The 21,709-nt window shown below is 34.5% G+C and carries 18 protein-coding genes; 11 read left to right on the top strand and 7 right to left on the bottom strand.

All coding sequences use genetic code 11. From position 1 onward, the window contains the following. Positions 1-31: 31 nt before the first annotated feature. Complete coding sequence (locus tag BKM63_RS05150; protein ID WP_071635552.1) at positions 32-652, bottom strand: ComF family protein; 621 nt, start codon at positions 650-652, stop codon at positions 32-34. A gap of 161 nt (positions 653-813) precedes the next feature. Here BKM63_RS05150 and BKM63_RS05145 point away from each other — a divergent pair, with 161 nt between their 5' ends. The 5 genes from BKM63_RS05145 (at position 814) to BKM63_RS05125 (ending at position 6,720) form a co-directional block, all read left to right on the top strand. After that, positions 814-2,355, top strand: a complete 1,542-nt coding sequence (locus BKM63_RS05145; protein ID WP_071635551.1) for a glycine--tRNA ligase — start codon at positions 814-816, stop codon at positions 2,353-2,355. 279 nt (positions 2,356-2,634) lie between these two features. Then, positions 2,635-3,444 carry a LytR/AlgR family response regulator transcription factor gene (locus BKM63_RS05140; RefSeq protein ID WP_071635550.1) on the top strand — a complete coding sequence of 270 codons (810 nt, stop codon included), beginning with the start codon at positions 2,635-2,637 and terminating at the stop codon, positions 3,442-3,444. Between the two features lie 174 nt (positions 3,445-3,618). Next, entirely contained in the window at positions 3,619-3,873 is a 255-nt protein-coding gene (locus tag BKM63_RS05135; protein ID WP_071635549.1) for a hypothetical protein, read from the top strand. Positions 3,874-3,974: 101 nt separating this feature from the next. Further along, positions 3,975-6,032 carry a tetratricopeptide repeat-containing sensor histidine kinase gene (locus BKM63_RS05130; RefSeq protein WP_071635583.1) on the top strand — a complete coding sequence of 686 codons (2,058 nt, stop codon included), beginning with the start codon at positions 3,975-3,977 and terminating at the stop codon, positions 6,030-6,032. Further along, positions 6,022-6,720, top strand: a complete 699-nt coding sequence (locus BKM63_RS05125) for a response regulator (RefSeq protein WP_071635582.1) — start codon at positions 6,022-6,024, stop codon at positions 6,718-6,720. Before BKM63_RS05130 ends, BKM63_RS05125 begins: the two co-directional genes overlap by 11 nt. Before the next feature lie 88 nt (positions 6,721-6,808). Here the strand turns inward: BKM63_RS05125 and thiL are convergent, their stop codons facing one another. Then, positions 6,809-7,855, bottom strand: a complete 1,047-nt coding sequence (gene thiL / locus BKM63_RS05120; RefSeq protein WP_071635548.1) for a thiamine-phosphate kinase — start codon at positions 7,853-7,855, stop codon at positions 6,809-6,811. 220 nt (positions 7,856-8,075) lie between these two features. Here thiL and BKM63_RS05115 point away from each other — a divergent pair, with 220 nt between their 5' ends. Together BKM63_RS05115 and BKM63_RS05110 are read left to right on the top strand one after the other, a co-directional pair. Then, entirely contained in the window at positions 8,076-8,555 is a 480-nt protein-coding gene (locus BKM63_RS05115) for a DinB family protein (RefSeq protein ID WP_071635547.1), read from the top strand. A gap of 49 nt (positions 8,556-8,604) precedes the next feature. Continuing rightward, positions 8,605-9,102 (top strand): DinB family protein, encoded by a 498-nt coding sequence (locus BKM63_RS05110; RefSeq protein WP_071635546.1) that lies wholly within the window; start codon positions 8,605-8,607, stop codon positions 9,100-9,102. A gap of 40 nt (positions 9,103-9,142) precedes the next feature. Here BKM63_RS05110 and BKM63_RS05105 read toward each other — a convergent pair whose 3' ends face one another. From BKM63_RS05105 to lepA, 3 genes are all read right to left on the bottom strand, one after another. Next, complete coding sequence (locus tag BKM63_RS05105) at positions 9,143-10,108, bottom strand: helix-turn-helix transcriptional regulator (RefSeq protein WP_071635545.1); 966 nt, start codon at positions 10,106-10,108, stop codon at positions 9,143-9,145. A 115-nt stretch (positions 10,109-10,223) separates the two neighbouring features. Continuing rightward, positions 10,224-10,841 (bottom strand): outer membrane beta-barrel protein, encoded by a 618-nt coding sequence (locus BKM63_RS05100; protein WP_071635544.1) that lies wholly within the window; start codon positions 10,839-10,841, stop codon positions 10,224-10,226. Between the two features lie 274 nt (positions 10,842-11,115). Beyond that, positions 11,116-12,912 (bottom strand): translation elongation factor 4, encoded by a 1,797-nt coding sequence (gene lepA / locus BKM63_RS05095; protein WP_071635543.1) that lies wholly within the window; start codon positions 12,910-12,912, stop codon positions 11,116-11,118. Positions 12,913-13,394: 482 nt separating this feature from the next. On the opposite strand from lepA, the gene BKM63_RS05090 reads away from it, so the two are divergent. Further along, entirely contained in the window at positions 13,395-13,604 is a 210-nt protein-coding gene (locus BKM63_RS05090; RefSeq protein WP_071635542.1) for a hypothetical protein, read from the top strand. 56 nt (positions 13,605-13,660) lie between these two features. On the opposite strand, the gene BKM63_RS05085 is transcribed toward BKM63_RS05090, so the two are convergent. Both BKM63_RS05085 and BKM63_RS05080 read right to left on the bottom strand, forming a co-directional pair. Beyond that, positions 13,661-14,365, bottom strand: a complete 705-nt coding sequence (locus BKM63_RS05085) for an NUDIX hydrolase (RefSeq protein WP_071635541.1) — start codon at positions 14,363-14,365, stop codon at positions 13,661-13,663. A gap of 21 nt (positions 14,366-14,386) precedes the next feature. Then, entirely contained in the window at positions 14,387-15,103 is a 717-nt protein-coding gene (locus BKM63_RS05080) for an NUDIX hydrolase (RefSeq protein ID WP_071635540.1), read from the bottom strand. 497 nt (positions 15,104-15,600) lie between these two features. On the opposite strand from BKM63_RS05080, the gene BKM63_RS05075 reads away from it, so the two are divergent. Genes BKM63_RS05075 through BKM63_RS05065 form a run of 3 tightly spaced genes read left to right on the top strand, consistent with a single transcriptional unit; the run spans position 15,601 to position 21,708 of the window. Continuing rightward, positions 15,601-18,732: a SusC/RagA family TonB-linked outer membrane protein gene (locus tag BKM63_RS05075; RefSeq protein WP_071635539.1), complete on the top strand. Its 3,132-nt coding sequence runs from the start codon at positions 15,601-15,603 to the stop codon at positions 18,730-18,732. Between the two features lie 11 nt (positions 18,733-18,743). Further along, positions 18,744-20,318: a RagB/SusD family nutrient uptake outer membrane protein gene (locus BKM63_RS05070; RefSeq protein ID WP_071635538.1), complete on the top strand. Its 1,575-nt coding sequence runs from the start codon at positions 18,744-18,746 to the stop codon at positions 20,316-20,318. A 22-nt stretch (positions 20,319-20,340) separates the two neighbouring features. Then, positions 20,341-21,708, top strand: coding sequence for a hypothetical protein (locus BKM63_RS05065; RefSeq protein WP_071635537.1), 1,368 nt, complete (start codon positions 20,341-20,343; stop codon positions 21,706-21,708). Position 21,709 lies beyond the last annotated feature (1 nt).

The raw sequence follows: 21,709 nt of genomic DNA, 5'->3' as shown, positions 1-21,709 counted from the left end.
CTATTGGAATTTGGAATTTTTTTATTGGAATTTAAGAGTTCGCCATCGCCATACAGACAATACTGATTTTTGCACCGGGAATTTTTAATAAAGCCCGGGAGCAAGCTTCGAGAGTGGCACCGGTCGTCAGTACGTCATCTACAATTAAAAAATGTTTATTTTGATTTTCTTCGGATAAATGAGCATCAAAGATATTTTCGATATTCTCCAATCTTCCTAAAAGATTTTTTTTGGATTGTGTTTTAGAATATTTCTTTCGGTATAAAACAGAAGCATTTAAAGGAATTTTTAAACTTTCGGACAAAGCTTTTGCAAATGTTGTAACCTGATTATAGCCTCTTTCCCTGAGTTTTTTTGGATGAAGCGGTACGGGAATTATAACATCAAATGGGTTTTCCAGCTTTAGTTCTTTCAAATCCTCGGCATACCAATAGCCAAGGACAGTGCCAATTTCTTCGTGGCCTTTGTATTTTAGATTGTGAATGAGTTCCTGAACAATTCCTTTTTTATTAAAATATAAAAATGCCGATGCATGCTCGATTTCGATTTTACCGTAGAATTTTTTAACAGCCTGATTATTTAAATCTAAATGATATTGGGTTAAGGGCATTTCATGACGGCAGTTTGTACATAAAACCGTTTCGTTAGTCATTAAAACAGAGCGGCATCCGGAGCAGACTTTGGGAAAAAATAAGTCAATAATGAAATTAAACACAAATAGAAAGAATTTAGTTACAAAAATAGCCAAAATTGAGCTTCAATCTTTTTTATTTTTCTTTTTTTTATAAGTAGTTTTTATATTTTTGCATTACTATGGCAAAACAAGAAGATATATTTAAGAATGTGGTTTCGCACGCAAAAGAGTACGGATTTATTTTTCCGTCAAGCGAAGTTTACGATGGATTGAGTGCAGTGTATGATTACGCACAAAATGGCGTCGAATTAAAAAAGAATATCCGTGAATATTGGTGGAAATCAATGGTTCAGATGAATGACAATATTGTCGGCCTTGATGCTGCAATATTAATGCATCCAACAACCTGGAAAGCTTCAGGCCACGTTGATGCTTTCAATGATCCGTTAATTGATAATAAAGATTCTAAAAAAAGATATAGAGCTGACGTTTTAGTTGAAGATTTTGCTGAAAAAATTAATCTAAAAGCTAAAAAAGAAATCGAAAAAGCAAAAGCTCGTTTTGGCGATGCATTTAACGAAGAGGAATTTGTAACTACAAATGCCAGAGTAGTTGAATATTTAGCGAAAGAAAGAGAAATCAGAGAGCGTTTAGGACGTTCTTTAGGGAATGGCGATCTTGAAGATGTAAAAGCTTTAATCGAAGAACTTGAAATTGCTGATCCTGAAACTGGTTCCAGAAACTGGACAGACGTAAAGCAGTTCAACTTAATGTTTGGAACTAAACTTGGTGCCTCTGCAGAGTCTGCAATGGATTTATATTTACGTCCGGAAACAGCGCAGGGTATTTTTGTGAACTTTTTAAATGTTCAGAAATCAGGCCGTATGAAAGTTCCTTTTGGAATTGCTCAAACGGGTAAAGCCTTTAGAAACGAAATTGTTGCAAGACAATTTATTTTCCGTATGCGTGAATTCGAACAAATGGAAATGCAGTTTTTTGTGCGTCCGGGTGAAGAAATGCAATGGTATGAACACTGGAAAGAAACACGTTTAAAATGGCACTTATCTTTAGGATTAGGAAAAGATAATTACCGTTTTCATGATCACGAAAAATTAGCCCATTATGCAAATGCAGCGGCAGATATTGAGTTTAATTTCCCATTTGGTTTCAAAGAACTGGAAGGAATTCACTCTCGTACCGATTTTGACTTAAAAGCACACGAACAATATTCTGGTAGAAAACTGCAATATTTTGATCCTGAACTAAATGAAAACTATGTGCCATATGTAGTTGAAACATCGGTAGGTTTAGATCGTATGTTCCTGGCTGTTTTTGCAACATCATTGCAGGAAGAAACTTTAGAAGACGGTTCTACAAGAACAGTATTAAAATTACCTGCGGTTTTAGCACCAACAAAAGCAGCGGTATTGCCTCTAGTTAAAAAAGACGGATTGCCAGAAATTTCAAAGAAAATCATCGAAGATTTAAAATGGGATTTCAATGTTTCTTATGATGAGAAAGATGCTGTAGGACGTCGTTACAGAAGACAAGATGCTCTTGGAACACCATTTTGTATTACAGTTGATCATCAAACTCTGGAAGACGAAACGGTAACCATTCGTCATAGAGATACCATGAAACAAGATCGCGTTAAAATAGCTGAATTAAGAGATATTATTGAAAACGAAGTTTCGATGAAAAACTGGTTAATGAAAATGTAAATTTTATATATTGCACCATACAAATCCCAAATTCCTTAACGGAGTTTGGGATTTTTTTAATTTTTAAATTAGGTCATTCATCGGAGATTTTTGCATTTCATCCTTATGTGTTAACATTTGATTGCAATATGTTAACAATGAAATGCTTAAAAGAATGAAAGTCGTAATTTTAATTGCGAATAATAGAGCAGGATCTATTTTTTCTGCAAATTGAATAACGATCAGTGTTCAAAAAGTAAATAAGTCTCCTATATTCGTAGAAAGTCAATAAAACCAAAATTGAAAAAGTATTCGTATATAATTATTGATGATGATGCAGAGAGTATTTCGAAAACCCAAACAATTGCAGAAGGTTTTTCGGAATTGTCTTTTCTGGCATCTGCAGCAAATTATCAGGATGGTTTAAATTTGGTTTTGCAATATAGACCCTGTCTTGTTTTTCTCGAAATTGATCCTAAACATTCTTCCTGCAATTTATCGCTTCTGTTTATAAACGAACTTCATCGGTTTTTAAATGTACTGCCTCGAATTGTTGTCATCACATCCAAAAAAGACTTCGCGCTTGATGCCATTCAATATGGTGTTTTCGATTACATCCTAAAACCATTGGTTACAGTTGATTTGTTAAAAACGGTTTTGAAATTAAATCGACAAACAGAAGACATAAAATCAATTGATTTTAAAGAAGAAATATCTGCCGTTGTAACATCTGATACAAACGTGCGTCAAACTATCGATAAACCTCTTGTAATTTGCATTAAATCATACGGCGATTACCGCTATATAAATGCAGACGATATAAGTTATTTTCAGGCAGACAATAATTCGACGGATATTTATCTAAATTCGGGAGAAATGATAACTGCTTTTAAAACTTTAAAACATTTTGAGCAGGTTTTATCCTATCCGTTTATTCGAATTCATAACAGTTATATTATCAATCGAAATTATATTGCAAGAATTCATAACGGAAACTCAATTTGTTATATAAAAAACTCTTCGAAAAAGATTCCTTTTTCTAAAACCTATAAATCAAATGTTGATTTAATTATCGCTGATTTTTCTGCAGGAAATTACTTAGAGGTCTAATAATTAGGTAATTACATTAATTTGACGTTCATTGACTATCAATTGGGCATGATCTACCACAAACTGATTTTTTCATGTAAATTTTTTTTGATTTCAGGCTTAGTTTTACACCATCATTAACATGTAAACAAAATCATAAGCCCCAAATACAAATCAATTAAATCTCCCAAAAAAATGAAAAAAACAGCTTTAACTTTCGGACTATTTTCTTTAGTAATGGTAGCAACTTCTTTTGCAAATCCTGTAGTAACTAATTCACCTGCTGAAAAAGGTATTGATATCAGTTTTGATACTGATGGAAGTCAACAAGGAAGGAATGGTCGAAAGTCGGATTATACTGGGTCTGCTCAAGAGAACTCAAGTAATAATCAGTTTAAAAGTTTCTCTTCTGAAAGTCAATTGACAAAGTCAAGAATAAAATTGGACTAATAAGCGTCATTAAATAATATAATAAAAAGTTGTCAGTTTTTTGGCAGCTTTTTTTTTGTGTTTATAGTTTTAGTATTTTTGGTGAAAATCAAAAATATAAATTGAAAAAATACCTGCAGATACTATTGTTTTTACTTCTTGTTTTATTTGCCTGTACAAATAAGAAAAAGAAGGATGTATCTTTAAATCTCTCTGAGGACAGTCTTTCTATTTATTTTTCTTTAGCAAATAATATAGATCTTCCTTTTGAATATAAACAAAAGTATAATCAAAGGGCATTTGATATTGTTAAAAACCAGAAAGACGACTCTGTAAAAAAAGTTAATCTTTTTAAGATAGCAAATCGCTATTACAATATGGGCGATTGGCATTCCTTTCAAAATGTCTCAAAATTAGCTTTAGAAAAATCAATCAACAGTAAAGATTCAGCAAATATTGCCAAGGCATATACTTATTTAGGAGATTATTATCAATCGCAGACTATCTCAGATAGTGCTTTTTTAAATTATTTTCGGGCAGAAAAAATATATTTAGAAATTAATGATGATTTTAACTTAGCCAAAACTTTTTTAATAAAGGCTGATTTGCAATTAGCTCAAGGAGATTTTTTTGAAAGTGAAATTACAGTATTTAAAGCCCTTAAGATTTTAAAAGATAAAAAAAATGCCGGAAGGGATATTTATGACAGTTACAATTTACTGGGAATTATTTACAATGAACGGGAAGAGTACGAAAAGTCACTTGAATATCATAATAAGGCATTAGTTACACTTGAAGACAAATCAATTCCGCTAGACCTTCAATTAAAAGCAACTTCATTAAATAATATTGGTTTTGTGTATTTGAGGATGCATAACTTTAATAAAGCAAAGGAGTATTTGCGAAGAGGTTTGGATCAGGAAGACTTGTATAACGGGAACACTGATTTGTATGCCATGCTTTTGGATAATTTAGCCGTATCTAAATTAAAATCAAAAGAGTTAACAGGATTGCCTCAGCAATTTTATGATGCTTTGAAAATTAGAGATAGTTTAAAACTGGAATCGGGTGTTATAATAAGTAAAATTCATTTATCTGAATATTATGCATTTAAAAAAGATACTTTACGGGCAATTCAATTCTCTAAACAAGCTTTAAATCTCTCAAGAAGTATAAATAAAATAAGAAATACATTAGACGCACTTAAACAAATTGCTATTGTCGATCCTAAAAATGAATCAAAATATTCAAAAGAGTATATACAGCTGAACGATAAATTACTCAAAGCAGAACGAAACATGGGAGAGAAGTTCTCCAGAATCGAATATGAAACCAACGAAATAAAGGATCAAAATTCTAATCTGCAGGAAAAAAACAAAACTTTAATCTATGTTTTTAGTATTTGTACTTTGATCGGTTTATTTTTTTATGTTTACAAAACACAGCAGGCAAAAAACAGAGAACTGCTTTTTAAACAGCAGCAACAAGTTGCGAATGAAGATATTTACAATTTGATGATCTCGCAGCAAAATGAAATTGAATTAACGCGAATTAAGGAAAAGAAAAAAGTAGCTCAGGAACTGCACGATGGTGTTTTGGGGCGTATGTTTGGAGTGAGAATAAGTCTGGATAGTTTAGATAAAATTGATGAAGCAGAGGCGGCTTCAAAGCGAAAGAAGTATTTAGCCGAACTGAAACATATTGAAGAAGATATCCGGGAAATATCGCATGACCTAAACAGAGAAAAATCGGAATTAATTAATAATTTTGTTGTAATTTTAAACAAACTATTTGATAATCAAAGAAATACGTATTCGTCTGAACTGCAAACTTCTTTTGACTCTCATATAAAATGGGAGCTTGTAAATAATACGGTCAAGATTAATTTGTATAGAATAGTTCAGGAGGCACTTCAAAATTGTAATAAATATGCAAATGCAGATACAATAAAAGTAGAGTTTAAAAGTGAAATCGACCATTTAATTTTGTCGATTTTGGATGATGGAACAGGATTTAATGTAAAGCGCACAAAAAACGGAATTGGATTGCATAATATTGAATATAGAGCAACAGAGTGTAAAGGCACCGTAACGATAAAATCTACTAAAGGAGAAGGGACACTTCTTGTTGTAAAAATCCCAATTGATCAAAAAATTAACCTGCAAAAAAATGACATTTAATTTCAAATCCCCCATTTCGGAATTAATTAAGCCCAATATCTTAATTGTTGATGATCATCCTTTTATTATTGAAGGATACAAAAATGCAATAACGCGTTACAAACCCAAAGAATATGAGTTCGAAATTGCACAAGCTCATGACTGCAGATCGGCCTATGATTTACTAGAAAATAAGAACACGCCAGAGTTCGAAATTGCTTTTCTGGATATCAGTATGCCTGCTTATGAAGAAAAAGATCTTTTTTCAGGCGAAGATCTTGCTAAACTCATCATGAAGAAAATGCCTCATTGCAAGATCATTCTATTGACCATGTATACAGAGCTGCTGAAAATTAAAACCATTATTAGAACTATCAATCCAAACGGGTTGATAATCAAAAATGATCTCACTTTTGACGAATTGCTTGTAGCTTTTGATAAGGTGATGAAAAATCACAAATATTACAGTCAGTCAGTGGTTAAAATGCTGAATCAGTCTCCGCACAATTCAATAGAAATTGATGAGTTTGATAAGCAGATTTTGTTTCATTTATCAAAAGGAACCGAAGTTTACGAAATGCCCCAATACATTCCCATTTCTTTAACCGAAATAGAAAAACGCAGAATAAGTCTTAAAGAATTGCTTAAAGTAAGATCAGGATCAGACGAAGATTTGGTTAAAGAAGCAAAAAGCAAAGGACTTTTTTAAAATAAAATTCCAAACAAAAAATTCCAAATTCCAAAACTGATACTAATATCGTTGGAATTTGGAATTTTTTTATTTGAGATTAAAAGATTTATTCACTCAAAGCATCCCAGCCGCGTGCTTTTAAAGCAATTCTGGTGTTGGCTCGGGTTACTAAATGAATTCCTTCACTTTCCTGTGCCATGTGGCCGATGATTGAAAAGTTTGGATTTCCTTTTATTTTATCAAAGTCGTTAATATCAATCGTAAAAAGAAGTTCATAATCTTCTCCGCCATTAATAGCAACGGTTGTACTGTCGATATTAAATTCTTCGCAAGTCGAAATAAACTGCGGATCTAACGGAAGTTTGTCTTCATACAAATTACAACCCACTTTCGATTGCTTGCATAAATGAATAATCTCCGAAGATAATCCATCAGAAATATCAATCATTGCCGTTGGTTTTATTTCAAGAGCATGCAAAAGCGTGCGTACATCTTTTCTGGCTTCCGGTTTCAATTGTCTTTCGACTAAATAAGTATACGGATCAAGATCTGGCTGGCTGTTTGGATTTACCTGAAAAACCTGTTTTTCGCGTTCTAAAACCTGTAATCCCATATAAGCAGCACCAATATCTCCGGTTACAACTAATAAATCAGTTTGTTTCGCGCCATTTCTGTACACGATTTCATCTTCATCTGCTTCACCAATAGCCGTAATGCTTATAATTAACCCTTTTTGAGATGAGGTAGTATCACCGCCAATAACATCTACTTTATATTCTTTTGCAGCATGCGTAATGCCTTCAAATAATTCTTCTAGGGCTTCTAGCGGAAAACGGTTAGAAACAGCAACAGAAACCGTAATTTGAGTTGGTTTTGCATTCATGGCACAAATGTCAGATACATTTACGACAACCGCTTTATAACCCAAATGTTTCAATGGCATATACGCCAGGTCAAAGTGAACGCCTTCAATTAATAAATCGGTAGAAACAACTACTTTTTTGTTCTTAAAATCAAGAACTGCGGCATCATCGCCAATACTTTTTAAAGTAGATTCCTGTGTGACATCAAAATTTCTGGTCAAATGTTCAATTAAGCCAAACTCGCCTAATTGAGCTATACTGGTACGCTGCGGATTTTTATCTTCAATCATTTTTTTGAGTTCCAAAGTTTGTAAGGCGCAAAGGTACAAAGGTTTTTTTTAAAGATGCTAAGATTCTGAGATGCCAAGGTTCTAAGTTTTTTTCTCACAGTGTTGCGGTGCTTCTTCAGTACAGAAAAAATATTTTTTAAAAATAATTTTCCCTGCTGACAAACTGTTGTCACCGGGCCATTTTACTTTTGAAGTATAGAAATTTAAAAACATAAAAATCATGAAAACATTAGAAGCACAAGTAATTACTTCAGAAGATTTATTGAAACACTGGCAAGGTCACCGCGCACTTACACGCCGCTTAATTGAACTTTTTCCTGAGAAAGATTTCTTTGAATTTTCAATTGGCGGTATGCGTCCTTTTGCAAAATTAGTAGATGAACTTCTGGCAATTGCGGTTCCTGGTTTGAAAGGAATTGTAACTAAAGAAACGGCACCATTCTCAGAAGGAGCAGAAAAACTGATTTTTAAAGCGCAGTATCTTGAAAAATGGGACGAAGCGACAGCAGAAATCAATAAATACTGGGAACAATTATCTATCGAAGATTTTAGCGAAACCTTTAATCTTTTTGGACAATATGAATTTCCTGTTATTCAAAACATCTTGTATTTTATTGATAATGAAGTACACCACCGCGGACAAGCTTATGTATATTTAAGAGCTTTAAACATTGAACCGCCATTTTTCTGGGAGAGATAATTAGAGAATTTTCTTGTAACTTTATTAAGTAAATCTAAAATTAAGGACTATGAGTTTAAAAAAGATAATGTCAAATTATGCGGATTATAATTTATGGGTAAATCAACAATTTGTGAATTGGCTTTCGCCGAAGTCTGATGAATTGCTTTACGCTGAAGTTCCTTCAAGTTTTTCAACTATTATGAAAACACTTGATCATATTTGGTCTACCGAGGAATATTGGTTTTCTGTGATTTCAGAGACTGCAATGTCTGAAAAGAAAACAGAAAATGAATTATCGAAACAAGAAATATTTGACGGACTTTTGAATTCATCTTCAAAATTGAAGCATCTTATCAATTCATTGTCAGAAGAAGATTTAGTTAAAGAAGTTAAAATTGTTAATCCGTGGTTTGAATGCGAACTGTCAATTTCTGAGTATTTAATCCAGGTTATCAATCACGGTACTTATCACAGAGGCCAGATCGTAACAATGGGCCGAAATATAGGAATTACAGATGCCTCAAATACCGATTATAATTTTTATAATGTTATTAAACAGAAATAAAACAAAAAACTCCCGAAGATAATCTCTCGGGAGTTTTTTTTTATAAAAGCCTTTGTTTGTTGATTTCAATTAATTCTAAAACTCTGGTTTTTAATCTTTCCGGTTCCAGTATTTCGGCATAATCGCCAAACATTAAAAACCATCTTGCAAAACCGCTTTCGATATCCCGGCACATAAAATTCATTTCGATTTTTCCATCAACTTCTTTTTCAGAAATAAAACCGTGGTATTTTCTCTCGGTAGACAAGTATCTTGCGATTTTCTTCTCAATTAAGATGCGGACTTTTGTTGTTGGGATTGTCTCCGTTTTAGTTAAATAAGAATCTAAAGAATCATGTTCGATTGTAAAATCAGATTCGCTTTTTTTGATTCCCAGAATTCTGTCGGTTCTAAATTGACGGTAATCTTTTCGTAAGTGGCAATATCCTAAAAAATACCAGTTGTTATGATCATGAAAAACGCCTACGGGTTCGATGTTTCTTTGCGTAGTTTCGTCTTTATCAAAAGTTTTATACGAAAGCAAAATTTGCTTTTTCTCGGCAATTCCTTCAAAAAGAACCGCCAAAGTATTAGGCGAATTATCATTAAACATGGGTTCGGTACTCTGCATTTGCATTACAACTCTCGATTCAATATTCGAAAGCCAGTCTTTGTCTGTACTTCGCAAAACCGATTTTAGTTTGTACATCGCCGAAGCGTAATGACTTCCTAAAGACGGATCCGTAAATTTCTGCATTAGTTTTTCCGCCGCAATGAAACTGCTGACTTCTTCGCGTGTAAACATAACAGGCGGTAATCTGTAACCTTCCATCAAAGCATAACCCACTCCGGCCTCGCTGTAAATAGGAACGCCCGAAGCTTCAAGAGTTCGGATGTCTCTGTAAATAGTCCTAAGGCTGCAGTCAAAACGATCAGCCAATTCTTGGGCTTTTACAATTCTTTTAGATTGTAATTGAATCAGAATGGCAACAATTCTGTCAAATCGTTTTGGAGTTTCGTCGAGCATTTTTCTTTTGGTTCAAAGGTTAGGCAGCTCAAAGTTACAAAGGTTTGCAGTTTAAAGAAATAAAAAAGCTGTCCCAAATTGAGACAGCTTTTTTAAAACCCTATTTCTGTTTATATTAGAATCTGTATAAAACTCCAAATTGAGGCTGATCGAAGATGTTTTCAAATAAATTAATGTTTAATTGAAAAGTGTCAGACGATGGACCATTTTCAGGTGAAACACTGTTGTAAGCCAAAACGTTTGCCAGAACAAAAGTTACTGCTATATTTTTGGTTACAAAGTAGTTTAACCCCACATTAATATCAGCGGTTAAACTGTTATCCGTATCACTGCCGGCAAGTGGTGTTTCGGTTTTGTTTTGTCCGTAACCCAAACCAACTTCAGCATACGTTTTTAAACGTTTTTTATCCAATTCTAAGAAATAATAACGTGCAAAAGCGCCAACTCCAAATACATTGGTTTTGATACCAGTTGCTTCTTCTTTGTTGCTTGAGTAATCTATTTTTGCTCCAACCGCAAATTTATCATTCAATAAGTAGCCAAATTTTGGGCTGAACCCATAATAATCATTTTCGCCGCCAGTGCTGATTTTGATAGAACCTTCAAGAAACATGTCGCCGCTTTGAAAAGTGATACCTTTTGCGGAGTTCATTTCAGAATCAACTTCTTGTTGTTGTGCATTGGCAAATGAAAAAGTCAGCATTGATAAAATAATAAAAAATCTAGTTTTCATAATATTAATTTTTAAGTTGTAAGATTAAAGTTATGTTTTTAATGTTAAAACCTTTGCTGTGCTAGTCGAATGCATTAATATTGATTCTATTGAGTTAATATTTAGTCTTTTTTATAGGTATTTACTTGTTTAATTGCAGGTGAAAATTTAAGTTTTTAGGGATGAAGCCACGTATTTATTGAGAATTAAAGTTCTATAAAAACATAAAACCCGATAACATAAGTCATCGGGTTCAATCTATATTTTATTCTATTTTCTATCTTGAAAAGAAAGTCTAGTCGTTCAATTTCAAAACAGCCATAAATGCTTCTTGCGGAATCTCAACGTTTCCTACCTGACGCATACGTTTTTTACCTTTTTTCTGTTTTTCAAGAAGTTTACGCTTACGCGAAATATCTCCACCATAACATTTTGCGGTAACGTCTTTACGAAGTGCTTTAATTGTTTCACGAGCAATAATTTTTGCCCCAATTGCAGCCTGAATCGGAATATCGAATTGTTGTCTTGGGATTAATTCACGTAATTTCTCGGTCATTTTTTTACCAATGTTATACGCGTTATCCTCGTGAATTAAGGCAGAAAGTGCATCAACAGTCTGTGCATTTAAAAGAACATCCAGTTTTACTAATTTCGAAGTACGCATCCCGATAGGAGAGTAATCAAAAGACGCATAACCTTTAGAAACCGTTTTTAAACGATCGTAAAAATCGAATACAATTTCGGCCAAAGGCATATCAAAGTTTAATTCAACTCGTTCAGTAGTCAGATAAGTCTGATTTGTAATTAAACCACGTTTTTCAATACATAAACTCATTACGTTTCCTACGAAATCAGATTTTGTAATGATAGTCGCTTTTATATAAGGTTCTTCAACACGGTCTAGTTTTGAAGGTTCAGGTAAATCTGAAGGATTATTTACTATTAATGCTTTTTCCGGTTCTTTTTTAGTGTAAGCTAAATACGAAACGTTAGGAACTGTAGTAATAACCGTCATGTCAAATTCACGCTCTAAACGTTCCTGAATAATTTCCATGTGAAGCATTCCTAAGAAGCCGCAACGGAAACCAAATCCTAACGCTGCAGAACTCTCAGGAGTAAATACTAACGAAGCATCGTTTAGCTGTAATTTTTCCATTGAAGATCGTAAATCTTCATAATCTTCAGTATCAACAGGATAAATTCCGGCAAATACCATTGGTTTTACATCCTCAAAACCAGTAATCATATTTGTTGTCGGCACTTTTGCATCCGTAATCGTATCACCAACTTTTACTTCACGTGCTTCTTTAATTCCAGAAATTAAATACCCTACATCTCCGGCTGAAACTACATTTTTAGGAACCTGATTTAATTTTAAAGTTCCAATTTCATCAGCAAAATATTCATTATCAGTAGCCATGAATTTAATTTTCTGGCCTTTTTTAATTTCACCGTTTACCACTCTAAAGATTACTTCGATGCCTCGAAACGGGTTGTAAACCGAGTCAAAAATCAAAGCTTGTAAGGGTTCCTCCGGATTTCCTTTTGGAGGAGGGATTTTTTCGATAATAGCAGCAAGAATGTTCTCAACACCAAAACCTGTTTTACCAGAAGCGTGAATAATATCTTCTAATTTACATCCTAATAAATCGATAATATCGTCGCTTACTTCTTCTGGATTTGCGCTTGGTAAATCAACTTTATTTAGAACCGGAATAATTTCCAGGTCGTTTTCTAAAGCTAAATATAAATTTGAAATCGTTTGTGCCTGAATACTTTGCGCTGCATCAACAATCAATAAAGCTCCTTCACAGGCAGCAATAGATCTTGAAACTTCGTATGAAAAATCTACGTGGCCCGGAGTATCAATTAAATTCAGAATGTATTCTTCACCTTTATAAGTGTATTCCATCTGAATGGCGTGACTCTTTATGGTAATACCACGCTCACGCTCCAGGTCCATGTTGTCAAGCAATTGTGCTTTTTCTTCACGAGCTGTAACGGTTTGTGTTGCGCCTAGTAATCTGTCCGCCAGTGTACTTTTACCGTGGTCAATGTGTGCAATAATGCAAAAGTTACGAATCTTCTTCATTTTAATATATCAGTTCTCTAACGAGTTTTAAGTATTTTTCAGCATCTAAAGTACGCTGTAGCAATTGCTTTAACGCATCTTATTGAGGGGCAAAGATAACGCAAAGTTTTGGATTCTGGAATTTAGTTTCCGGATTTTGACTTTTGGGTACAAAAAGCTGTTTTTCAGTGTTTAAACCTAGTTATTGGTTTTTATAGAGCTTTTAGCTTTAGTACAAAAACTTGAAGAATGTTTTGATTAATAGACTTGTTTGACGGGTTGCTTATTGAAAAAAGATCAAAAATGAATTTTAGCTGATTAATTTGTAAATTTTGTGCGAATAATTGTCGGTTTAGCGAAATATGATTATACTTGTAGTCAATATAACCATAAGATTGATCAGCTTTTGGTTTTAGTATTATTTTTTAAAATCTCTGTGCACAGGATTACTTTGAAAAATAATAGATGAGTTTTTATTATTTACTAATTAAACCCCAACAATTATGAAAAATCAAACCATGCAGCTTGCGGCTAAATTTGGCAGGCTTTCAAATGACGAAATGAAAAACATTACTGGAGGCGTAACACCTGTTGGCCGATTCACAGTTCCTAAAAGCATTTGCGCTTCAGGATACGGTTTAGTAGCAACGGGCTGTCAGGGAAGTTCTTATCCTATGCTTGATGGATATACCTGTGTTCTGACTTGTTTATAGTCGAAATTGAATTAGTATAAAAAAGAGGTATCAATTATTTGATACCTCTTTGTATTTTAGAACTCAAAATTGAATCCTTTCTCAGTCAGTTTTTTATAGATGGCAGGATCAAATTTGTACAATTTTGCAGCCCTATGTGATACGTCTTGCTGTTTTTCGTCGAGGGCAACAAGTAATTTCATGTGAAGAATTTTTCGGCGAAAATTAGATTTGTCCAATTCAATACCAAGAATTTCTTCATAAAGATGCATCAACTGCAATAAAGTAAATTTTTCTGGCAGCAGGTTAAACCCAATTGGTGCCTGGCGTACACGGTTTTGAAGCTGCAGTAAGCTGAAATTTAAAATCTCGTTATGGTCAAATATTAAATTTGGAACTTCCTTAATCTTGCACCATTTGGCTTCGCGCACGTCTAAACTTGCTTTAACATTATAATCTTCCTGATTAACAAGAGTGTAATATCCTATAGTTACAATACGACGATCCAAAACGCGTTTCGGATTTGTAAATGCCTTTAACTGCTCCAGATAAATATTATCAAGACTTGTAAGTTCATAGAGAATTCGGTGGGCGGCATCGTCGGCGCTTTCTTCTCTTTTCATCCAGCCTCCAAGTAATCCCCAGCTGCCTTCGCTTTCTCCCCCGGCATGCTGTACCAAAAGTACTTCAAGGCTTTCTTTTTTGAAACCAAAAATTACGCAGTCAATTGAAATTCCGTCAATTTCCGGTGTTTTAATATTGTTAGAAGATAATGCTGTCATTCTCTGCTTATAAGCGTGTTGTTAAAATTCAAAATTAAAGCCCTTTTCAGTCAGTTTCTTATAAATATCAGGATCGAATTTATAGAGTTTTGCTGCCCTATGCGAAACATCCTGCTGTTTCTCATCCAGAGCGGCAAGTAATTTCATGTGAAGAATTTTTCGGCGAAAATTAGATTTGTCCAATTCAATACCAAGAATTTCTTCATAAAGATGCATCAATTGCAGTAAAGTAAATTTTTCTGGCAGCAGATTAAATCCAATAGGTGCCTGGCGAACGCGGTTGCGGAGATTTTGTATGCTGTAAGATAAGATTTCGTTGTGATCGTAAATCAAATCCGGAATACTGTTTATTTTATACCACTTAGCATCAGAAGCTGTAAATCCGGCTTTAATATTATAATCTTCCCTTTTTACAAGTGCATAATAACCTATCGTGATAACACGTCTAAGCGGAAAACGATCCGGATCTCCAAATGCTTTCAGCTGTTCCAGATAAATATTATCGAGACCCGTAAGTTCATTTAACAAACGATGGGCTGCATCATCAGTACTTTCCCTTTTATAAATCCATCCTCCCGGAAGTCCCCACTTACCTTTGCTTATTCCTTCTGCGTGCTGTACTAAAAGCACTTCTAAACTTCCCTCATCAAACCCAAATACAACGCAGTCAATTGTAATTGCATTCATTGCATTTTGTTCGCTTTTTGCAACAGAACCGGCATCTACTTTTTTATCCATTTGCGAAATAAGTTTTGACAAATTAAGCAAATAAAATGCATAACTGTCTTTAATGATTACTTAATATTTTTTTTACAAACCAAAAAATTGATAATCAGTTGGTTAAAGTTGATTCAAAAACAGAATCAAAAAACGAAAATCCTTAAGCACTTGATTGTCAATTTTATAATTGATTGTTTTTTCTAAAATTTATATTTCGATTTAAATTAAATTCTTGTCAGATTGATAAAAATGCTTCCTTATAAATCAGAATCGAAAAAAAATAACCTTAATATTTTGCTAAAATAGAAAAAAAGTTTTACACTTGTAGTCAAAATCACCATAAGATAAGTTCATTGTGACTATAAGTTTTGAAAAGAACCATTTTATGCTTTATAAAATCAATCGAACCTGCTTATAAATATTTGATGATTTGACTACAAAACCATTCTCTATGAAACTCACACTTTAATCAATATAACCGTAACTAACTTAATTTAAACCAACTCTTATTTATTATGAAAAGCAAAGATTGTATTCAAACAACTGTGTTCTCGTTTTGTACGACACTGTTGTTTAGCTTATTTATGATGCAGTCGGGTTTTGCTCAGGCACAATCCAGATCTGTAAGTGGAAATGTAACATCGGCCGTTGACGGAATGGGAATTCCCGGAGCCACTGTTGCAGTAGAAGGAACCAAAATTGGTGCAGCAACTGATTTTGATGGAAATTATAAAATAGAAGCAAAAACAGGCGACGTGCTTGTATTTACTTTTATTGGTTTTAAATCTCAAAAGATAACTGTAGGAACTCAAAAAACAATCAATGTTGTACTGCAGGAAGAAACTTCAGAACTTAAAGAAGTGGTTGTTATTGGATATGGCTCACAAAAGAAAACACTTGTAACCAATGCCGTTACTCAGGTAAGTGGTGAGAATCTGGTAAAAACAAATACTACAAATGCACTTCAGGCACTTCAGGGACAAGCAGCTGGACTTCAGGTTACGTCTACGTCTGGACAGCCGGGAGAAAGTTTAAATGTAGTAATTAGAGGTGTGGGATCTACTGCAGGAAGTACACCTTTGTATGTTGTTGATGGAATTTTAACGGGTGATATTTCGTATTTGAACAACTCCGATATCGAATCTATTTCTGTTTTAAAAGACGCCGCTTCGGCTGCGATTTATGGTTCTCAGGCATCAAACGGTGTGGTTTTGGTAACAACCAAAAAAGGAAAACGAGGCGCAACAGGTCAGATTACTTTTGACCAATATTATGGAGTACAATCTGTTGCCAGAAAAATAGATATGCTGGATGCCAGGGAATATGCAACTATACTAAATGAGTCGAGAGTAAACTCTGGTAATACACCCTATTTTACAAATGCTCAAATTGCAGGAATGGGTTCCGGAACAAACTGGATGGACAAAATGCTGACAGATAATGCAGCAACTAAAAATTTCTCTTTTGGTGCATCAGGTGGCTCAGATACTTCTGTTTATTCTACTTCATTATCTTATTTAGGACAAGAAGGAGTTGTGGGCGGCAAGGATTTATCCAACTATGAGCGTTACAATTTCAGATTCAATTCAGAACATAAATTATACAAAGATGTATTGACAATAGGTGAAAATTTAAGTTTTGCTTATGTTGATAAAAATGGTATTGGAGTTGGAAATCAATACAACAACTCACTTAGAAGTGCTTTTCAGGCAACGCCTCTGCTTCCTATGTACGATGCAAATGGTAATTATTTTGACACGTCTAGCAGCACAGAGCCTTGGTTATCTGGTGTAGCAAATCCTTATGCTTTAATGGTTTATAATAACCAAAATGAAAGCAATAATCAAAAATTACTGGGTAATGTTTATTTGCAGATTCAGCCAATAAAAAACCTGACATTCAAAACTACTTTAGGTTTGGACTATAATGTTGACGAAGGTCATTCTTATTCACCTTTTTACAGATTGTCAATTTATGCCAATAGTGCTTTTGACAGAGTTAATCAGGATATGTTTAAAAGCAAAAGTATCAACTGGGACAACTTGTTAACGTATAAGTTTGATGTGGCTGATAATCATCATTTTGAGGCTCTTGCAGGAACGTCTTTTATTAATTATGATCAAACTTCTATAGAAGCCGCTAATGCAGATTCTGTTTTTAATGATCTGGAACATGCCTGGATAGATAACACGACAAACAAAGATGGAGCAAGAATGACAATGAAAGGAAGCAAGTTTGAGAATAAATTGATGTCGTACTTTGGAAGATTAAACTACAATTATAAAGAAACATATCTATTAAACGCAACGTTAAGAGCAGATGGTTCATCAAAATTTGCTCCGGGCAATCAATGGGGTTATTTTCCATCAGTATCTGGAGGATGGATTGCATCAAATGAAGAATTTTTGAAAGACTCTAAAGTTGTCAATTTCCTTAAATTAAGAGCAAGCTGGGGTCAGGTTGGTAATCAAAGTATCAGACCTTTTCAATATTTGGCACTTGTAAAATCAAATACGACCAACTATATTTTTGGTGATAAAGAAGGTGTTCTTACACCGGGAGCGTATTTAGAGAATATTGCAAATCCAAGTCTGAAATGGGAAACCTCCGAACAAATTGACCTTGGTTTTGATGCCAGATTTTTAAACAACGCACTGAACGTAACTTTTGATGTTTATAAAAAAACAAATAAAGACTGGCTGATATTGGCTCCAATTTTAGCAACTGCCGGTGCCAATCCTCCCTTTATTAACGGTGGTGATGTGGTTAACAAAGGAGTGGAGTTAAGCTTAAATTATCAAAATAAAATTGGAGATTTTAACTACAGCATAAGTGCAAATGGGGCTTATAATAAAAATACAGTAGGGCAAATCCCAACTACAGATGGTATTATTCACGGGTTGAGTAATGAACTTTATGACAATGCCGGCGAATTTTACAGAGCTCAAAACGGATATCCTTTAGGATATTTCTGGGGATATAAAACCGGAGGAGTTTTTCAAAATCAGGAACAAATCGATAACTATAAATCGGCAAACGGGGTAGTGTTGCAGCCAACTGCGGCTCCTGGAGATCTTATCTACGCAAATACAAACGGAGACGATAAAATTGATGCTTCTGATAAAACCAGTATCGGAAATCCAAATCCTGATTTTACTTACGGTTTCTCTCTATCAGCAAGCTACAAAGCGTTTGATTTTTCGCTTAACGCAAATGGAGTTGCAGGAAATCAAATTGTACAATCTTACAGAAATCAGACAAATGCTTACGGAAATTACACATCGGCAATTTTAGACCGCTGGCATGGTGAAGGTTCTTCAAACAGAATTCCAAGAGTTACTGAGGATAACCGAAACTTTGCACAGTTTTCAGATTTATATGTTCAGGATGGTGATTTCTTGAGAATTAATACGGTAACATTAGGATTTGATTTAGCAAAGATGAAACAGTCAAAACCATTTTTTGCAAGCCAGTTTAGAGTGTATTTCTCAGTATTAAATCTTTACACTTTTACAAAATATGATGGTATGGATCCTGAGATTGGATTTGGTTCTTCAGATGATGACCAAAAATTCTCTTCAGGTGTAGATGTAGGATATTATCCAAGACCAAGAACATTCATGCTGGGTCTAAATGTTAAACTTTAATAAATAAAAAAATGAAAAATACATATTTATATATTTTCTGTTTGAGTTTATTCTCTCTGGGTTCTTGCAGTTTAGAAACAGAACCGCTCACACAGCAGACAGATACAAATTTTTATAAAACAACAGATGATGCTTATACAGCATTAATAGGTTGTTATGACGGATTGCAGGTTGCAACAGGAGGTGCTGGTAAAGGAATTCCGGTGACAAGTGAGATAATGTCAGATGACTGCTTTGGCGGAACAGGTAATTCAGATAAATACGATTATGCAGCAATAGACGAGTTCGATATTACACGTGCTCCGTCTGAAATAGATATGTATAACGATAACTGGATTGCCTATTACAAAGCACTTTATCGCTGCAACGTTTTGCTGTCTAAAATGGATCAGATAGAATGGAACGGAGATACAACTTTAAGAAACACCTATGAGTCTGAAACAAGATTTATTAGAGCCTATCTTTATTTTGAAATGGTTCGTCTATGGGGAAATATTCCTTTATTGACAGCTCCTTCAACAGATAATATCCCGCAGGCAGCGCCAGAAGAAGTGTACAAAGTTATTGCTCAGGATTTGGCTTTTGCATCAGATCATTTACCTTCATCAGCTTATAGTGCTACAGTTAGCGGACGTGTTACCAAATGGGCCGCCAAATCTTTACTTGGCCGTGTTTTCTTATATTATACAGGATATTACGGAAAAACTGATTTAGCTGGTGTAGTTACAAAAGCACAGGCTTTACAGCATTTAGAAGATGTTGTGGCTTCAAGCGGACATGGTTTACTAGAAGATTTTTCAACACTTTGGCCGGCAGCTTCTGTAGATAAATACGCAGGAGAAAGCAATAGAGAAATAGTGTTTTCTATTAAATATACTTATACTAGTGATTATAACGGAAATACAGATGGTAATCATTGGCTGGTAATGTTTGGGATGAGAGAATTCTCGTCTTATCCATACGGACGCGGCTGGGGAGTAACAGTAAATTCTAAATTATGGAATGCGTATGCAACTAACGATACAAGACGCACTGCAACTATAATAGGAATTACAGAAGAAAAAATACCATTTGATAAATTGAATAATCAGCGTGAGTATACAGGATATTACAACAAAAAATATTCGCCAATGGTTGATAAAGATGGAAAAGATTTACCGCTTACTATGGGAAGCCAGTTTTGGGATATCAGCCAGTTTCAGGATTATGTGGTGTTAAGATACTCAGATGTATTGTTAATGGCTGCCGAATTAGGAAGCGGAAGTGCACAGGATTACTTTGATACTGTTAGAAAAAGAGCCTACAAAACAGGTTACACTCAAATTCCTGTAAATTATGATAACATCATGACCGAAAGACATTTGGAATTTGCACTTGAAGGAATCAGATATTGGGATTTACTTCGTCAGGGAATTGGTAAGGCATCTTCAAGTATTGCCGAAACAACGACTTTACTTAGTGGCGGCGCACAGACTACCAAAACAATTTCTGCAGCAAAAATTCAAAACACTAAAGGATTGCAGCAAATTCCAAATACTCAGATTACATTATCTGGAGGAGTTTTAAAGCAAAATACCGGTTGGTAATTTTAACTATAAATGAAAGAAAATGAAAAATATAAAATTATTAATGACATCATTTTTGATGCTGGCAATGCTGGTATCATCTTGTTCGCCTGAAAGTTATTCTCTTGACGGCCCGATCGACAAATCGGATATACATTTTGAAATTACTCAGGATTTAGTAAAAGATCCGGGAGGAAATACCGTGATCTTAAAAAACACAACTCCTGGTGTTATCTTAAATTGGGATTATGTTACAGGAAAATCAGATAAGGCTGTACAAACGGTTCAGTACGCTTTTAAAGGAAACTATACGATAAAAATTTCGGCAGTAACAAGCGCAGGAATCGTAGAACTGGATCCTGTTACGGTGGCCGTTACTCAGGATAATTTAAATTATGTGAATGATCCGCTTTGGACTGCTTTATCAGGAGGAGTTGGCAAAAAGAAAGTATGGATTGCAGACAATGGTAAATATGGTTTAGCAATGGGAGCAATGTCTTATGCAGATCCTAGTACAGTAGTAGAATGGGGTAATTTTACACCAAACTGGGAGCCGGAAGGCAATGCAAATTCAAGTTCAGATGCTGATATGCATTGGGGAAGAACCATGACATTCAGTCTTGAAGGCGGGCCTTTCATGACGGTTAATGAACCTGATGGTACAACTAAAGAAAGCGGTACTTATTTCTTAGACGTTAATACGCATACTTTAACCACAACTGGAGCAACGATTTTAAGACCAGACAATTATATTGCAAACGCAACCAACTGGAATAACAATATTAAAGTATTAAAACTTACTGAAAACCAGTTGCGAATTGCCATTATGAGAACCAATAGCGAAGGCCCGTGGTGGTATATCTGGAACTTTGTTTCAAAAGAATATGCAGACAGTTATGTACCGCCGGTTACCGGACCAACTTACGATGAAGGTTTCAATCCAACTTTTGCTTCAGGCGAATTATTAAAAATGATTACCGGAGGCGTTGGTGCAGGAAGAGTTTGGAGCTTAGACGGCAAAGGAAATCCTGTTGACTGGTTAGGAAAAGGAAAAGGATGGACTATCAATGCCACAAGTTCTTATAACTGGGGATGGAATGATGACTGGGCAGAAGCGGCTGGTAATTCATGGATTCGTTTTGATCAATTTGGAGGAAAACTAAATTATACCCGAAGCCAAAACGGCGTAGTAACCACAGGATTATTTACAATTGATGAAGCCAAAAATGAAATCAATTTAGGAACCAACACGCTTATTCAAAATTCAACAAGCTGGATGAACCCAACAACCAACGTTATTAAAGTAGTTAAAGCCTACAATAATGACTTCCTTCAAAAAGGTATCTGGTTTGGAACATCATATGATGCGGGCAAAGATGAATGGTTTGTATTCCACTATATAATCCCTTAAA

This window comes from Flavobacterium johnsoniae (genome assembly GCF_001879205.1).
Taxonomy (GTDB): Bacteria; Bacteroidota; Bacteroidia; order Flavobacteriales; family Flavobacteriaceae; genus Flavobacterium; species Flavobacterium johnsoniae_A.
Note: the sequence above shows the minus strand (reverse complement) of the source record. Positions and strands in the feature narration are given on the sequence as shown.

What these genes read in the sequence shown, in the direction of transcription:
- BKM63_RS05150 (WP_071635552.1), bottom strand. Translation starts at nt 652, where the DNA reads ATGACTAACGAAACGGTTTTATGTACAAACTGCCGTCATGAAATGCCC.
- BKM63_RS05145 (WP_071635551.1), top strand. Translation starts at nt 814, where the DNA reads ATGGCAAAACAAGAAGATATATTTAAGAATGTGGTTTCGCACGCAAAA.
- BKM63_RS05135 (WP_071635549.1), top strand. Translation starts at nt 3,619, where the DNA reads ATGAAAAAAACAGCTTTAACTTTCGGACTATTTTCTTTAGTAATGGTA.
- BKM63_RS05125 (WP_071635582.1), top strand. Translation starts at nt 6,022, where the DNA reads ATGACATTTAATTTCAAATCCCCCATTTCGGAATTAATTAAGCCCAAT.
- thiL (WP_071635548.1), bottom strand. Translation starts at nt 7,855, where the DNA reads ATGATTGAAGATAAAAATCCGCAGCGTACCAGTATAGCTCAATTAGGC.
- BKM63_RS05115 (WP_071635547.1), top strand. Translation starts at nt 8,076, where the DNA reads ATGAAAACATTAGAAGCACAAGTAATTACTTCAGAAGATTTATTGAAA.
- BKM63_RS05110 (WP_071635546.1), top strand. Translation starts at nt 8,605, where the DNA reads ATGAGTTTAAAAAAGATAATGTCAAATTATGCGGATTATAATTTATGG.
- BKM63_RS05105 (WP_071635545.1), bottom strand. Translation starts at nt 10,108, where the DNA reads ATGCTCGACGAAACTCCAAAACGATTTGACAGAATTGTTGCCATTCTG.
- BKM63_RS05100 (WP_071635544.1), bottom strand. Translation starts at nt 10,841, where the DNA reads ATGAAAACTAGATTTTTTATTATTTTATCAATGCTGACTTTTTCATTT.
- lepA (WP_071635543.1), bottom strand. Translation starts at nt 12,912, where the DNA reads ATGAAGAAGATTCGTAACTTTTGCATTATTGCACACATTGACCACGGT.
- BKM63_RS05090 (WP_071635542.1), top strand. Translation starts at nt 13,395, where the DNA reads ATGAAAAATCAAACCATGCAGCTTGCGGCTAAATTTGGCAGGCTTTCA.
- BKM63_RS05085 (WP_071635541.1), bottom strand. Translation starts at nt 14,365, where the DNA reads ATGACAGCATTATCTTCTAACAATATTAAAACACCGGAAATTGACGGA.
- BKM63_RS05080 (WP_071635540.1), bottom strand. Translation starts at nt 15,103, where the DNA reads ATGGATAAAAAAGTAGATGCCGGTTCTGTTGCAAAAAGCGAACAAAAT.
- BKM63_RS05075 (WP_071635539.1), top strand. Translation starts at nt 15,601, where the DNA reads ATGAAAAGCAAAGATTGTATTCAAACAACTGTGTTCTCGTTTTGTACG.
- BKM63_RS05070 (WP_071635538.1), top strand. Translation starts at nt 18,744, where the DNA reads ATGAAAAATACATATTTATATATTTTCTGTTTGAGTTTATTCTCTCTG.
- BKM63_RS05065 (WP_071635537.1), top strand. Translation starts at nt 20,341, where the DNA reads ATGAAAAATATAAAATTATTAATGACATCATTTTTGATGCTGGCAATG.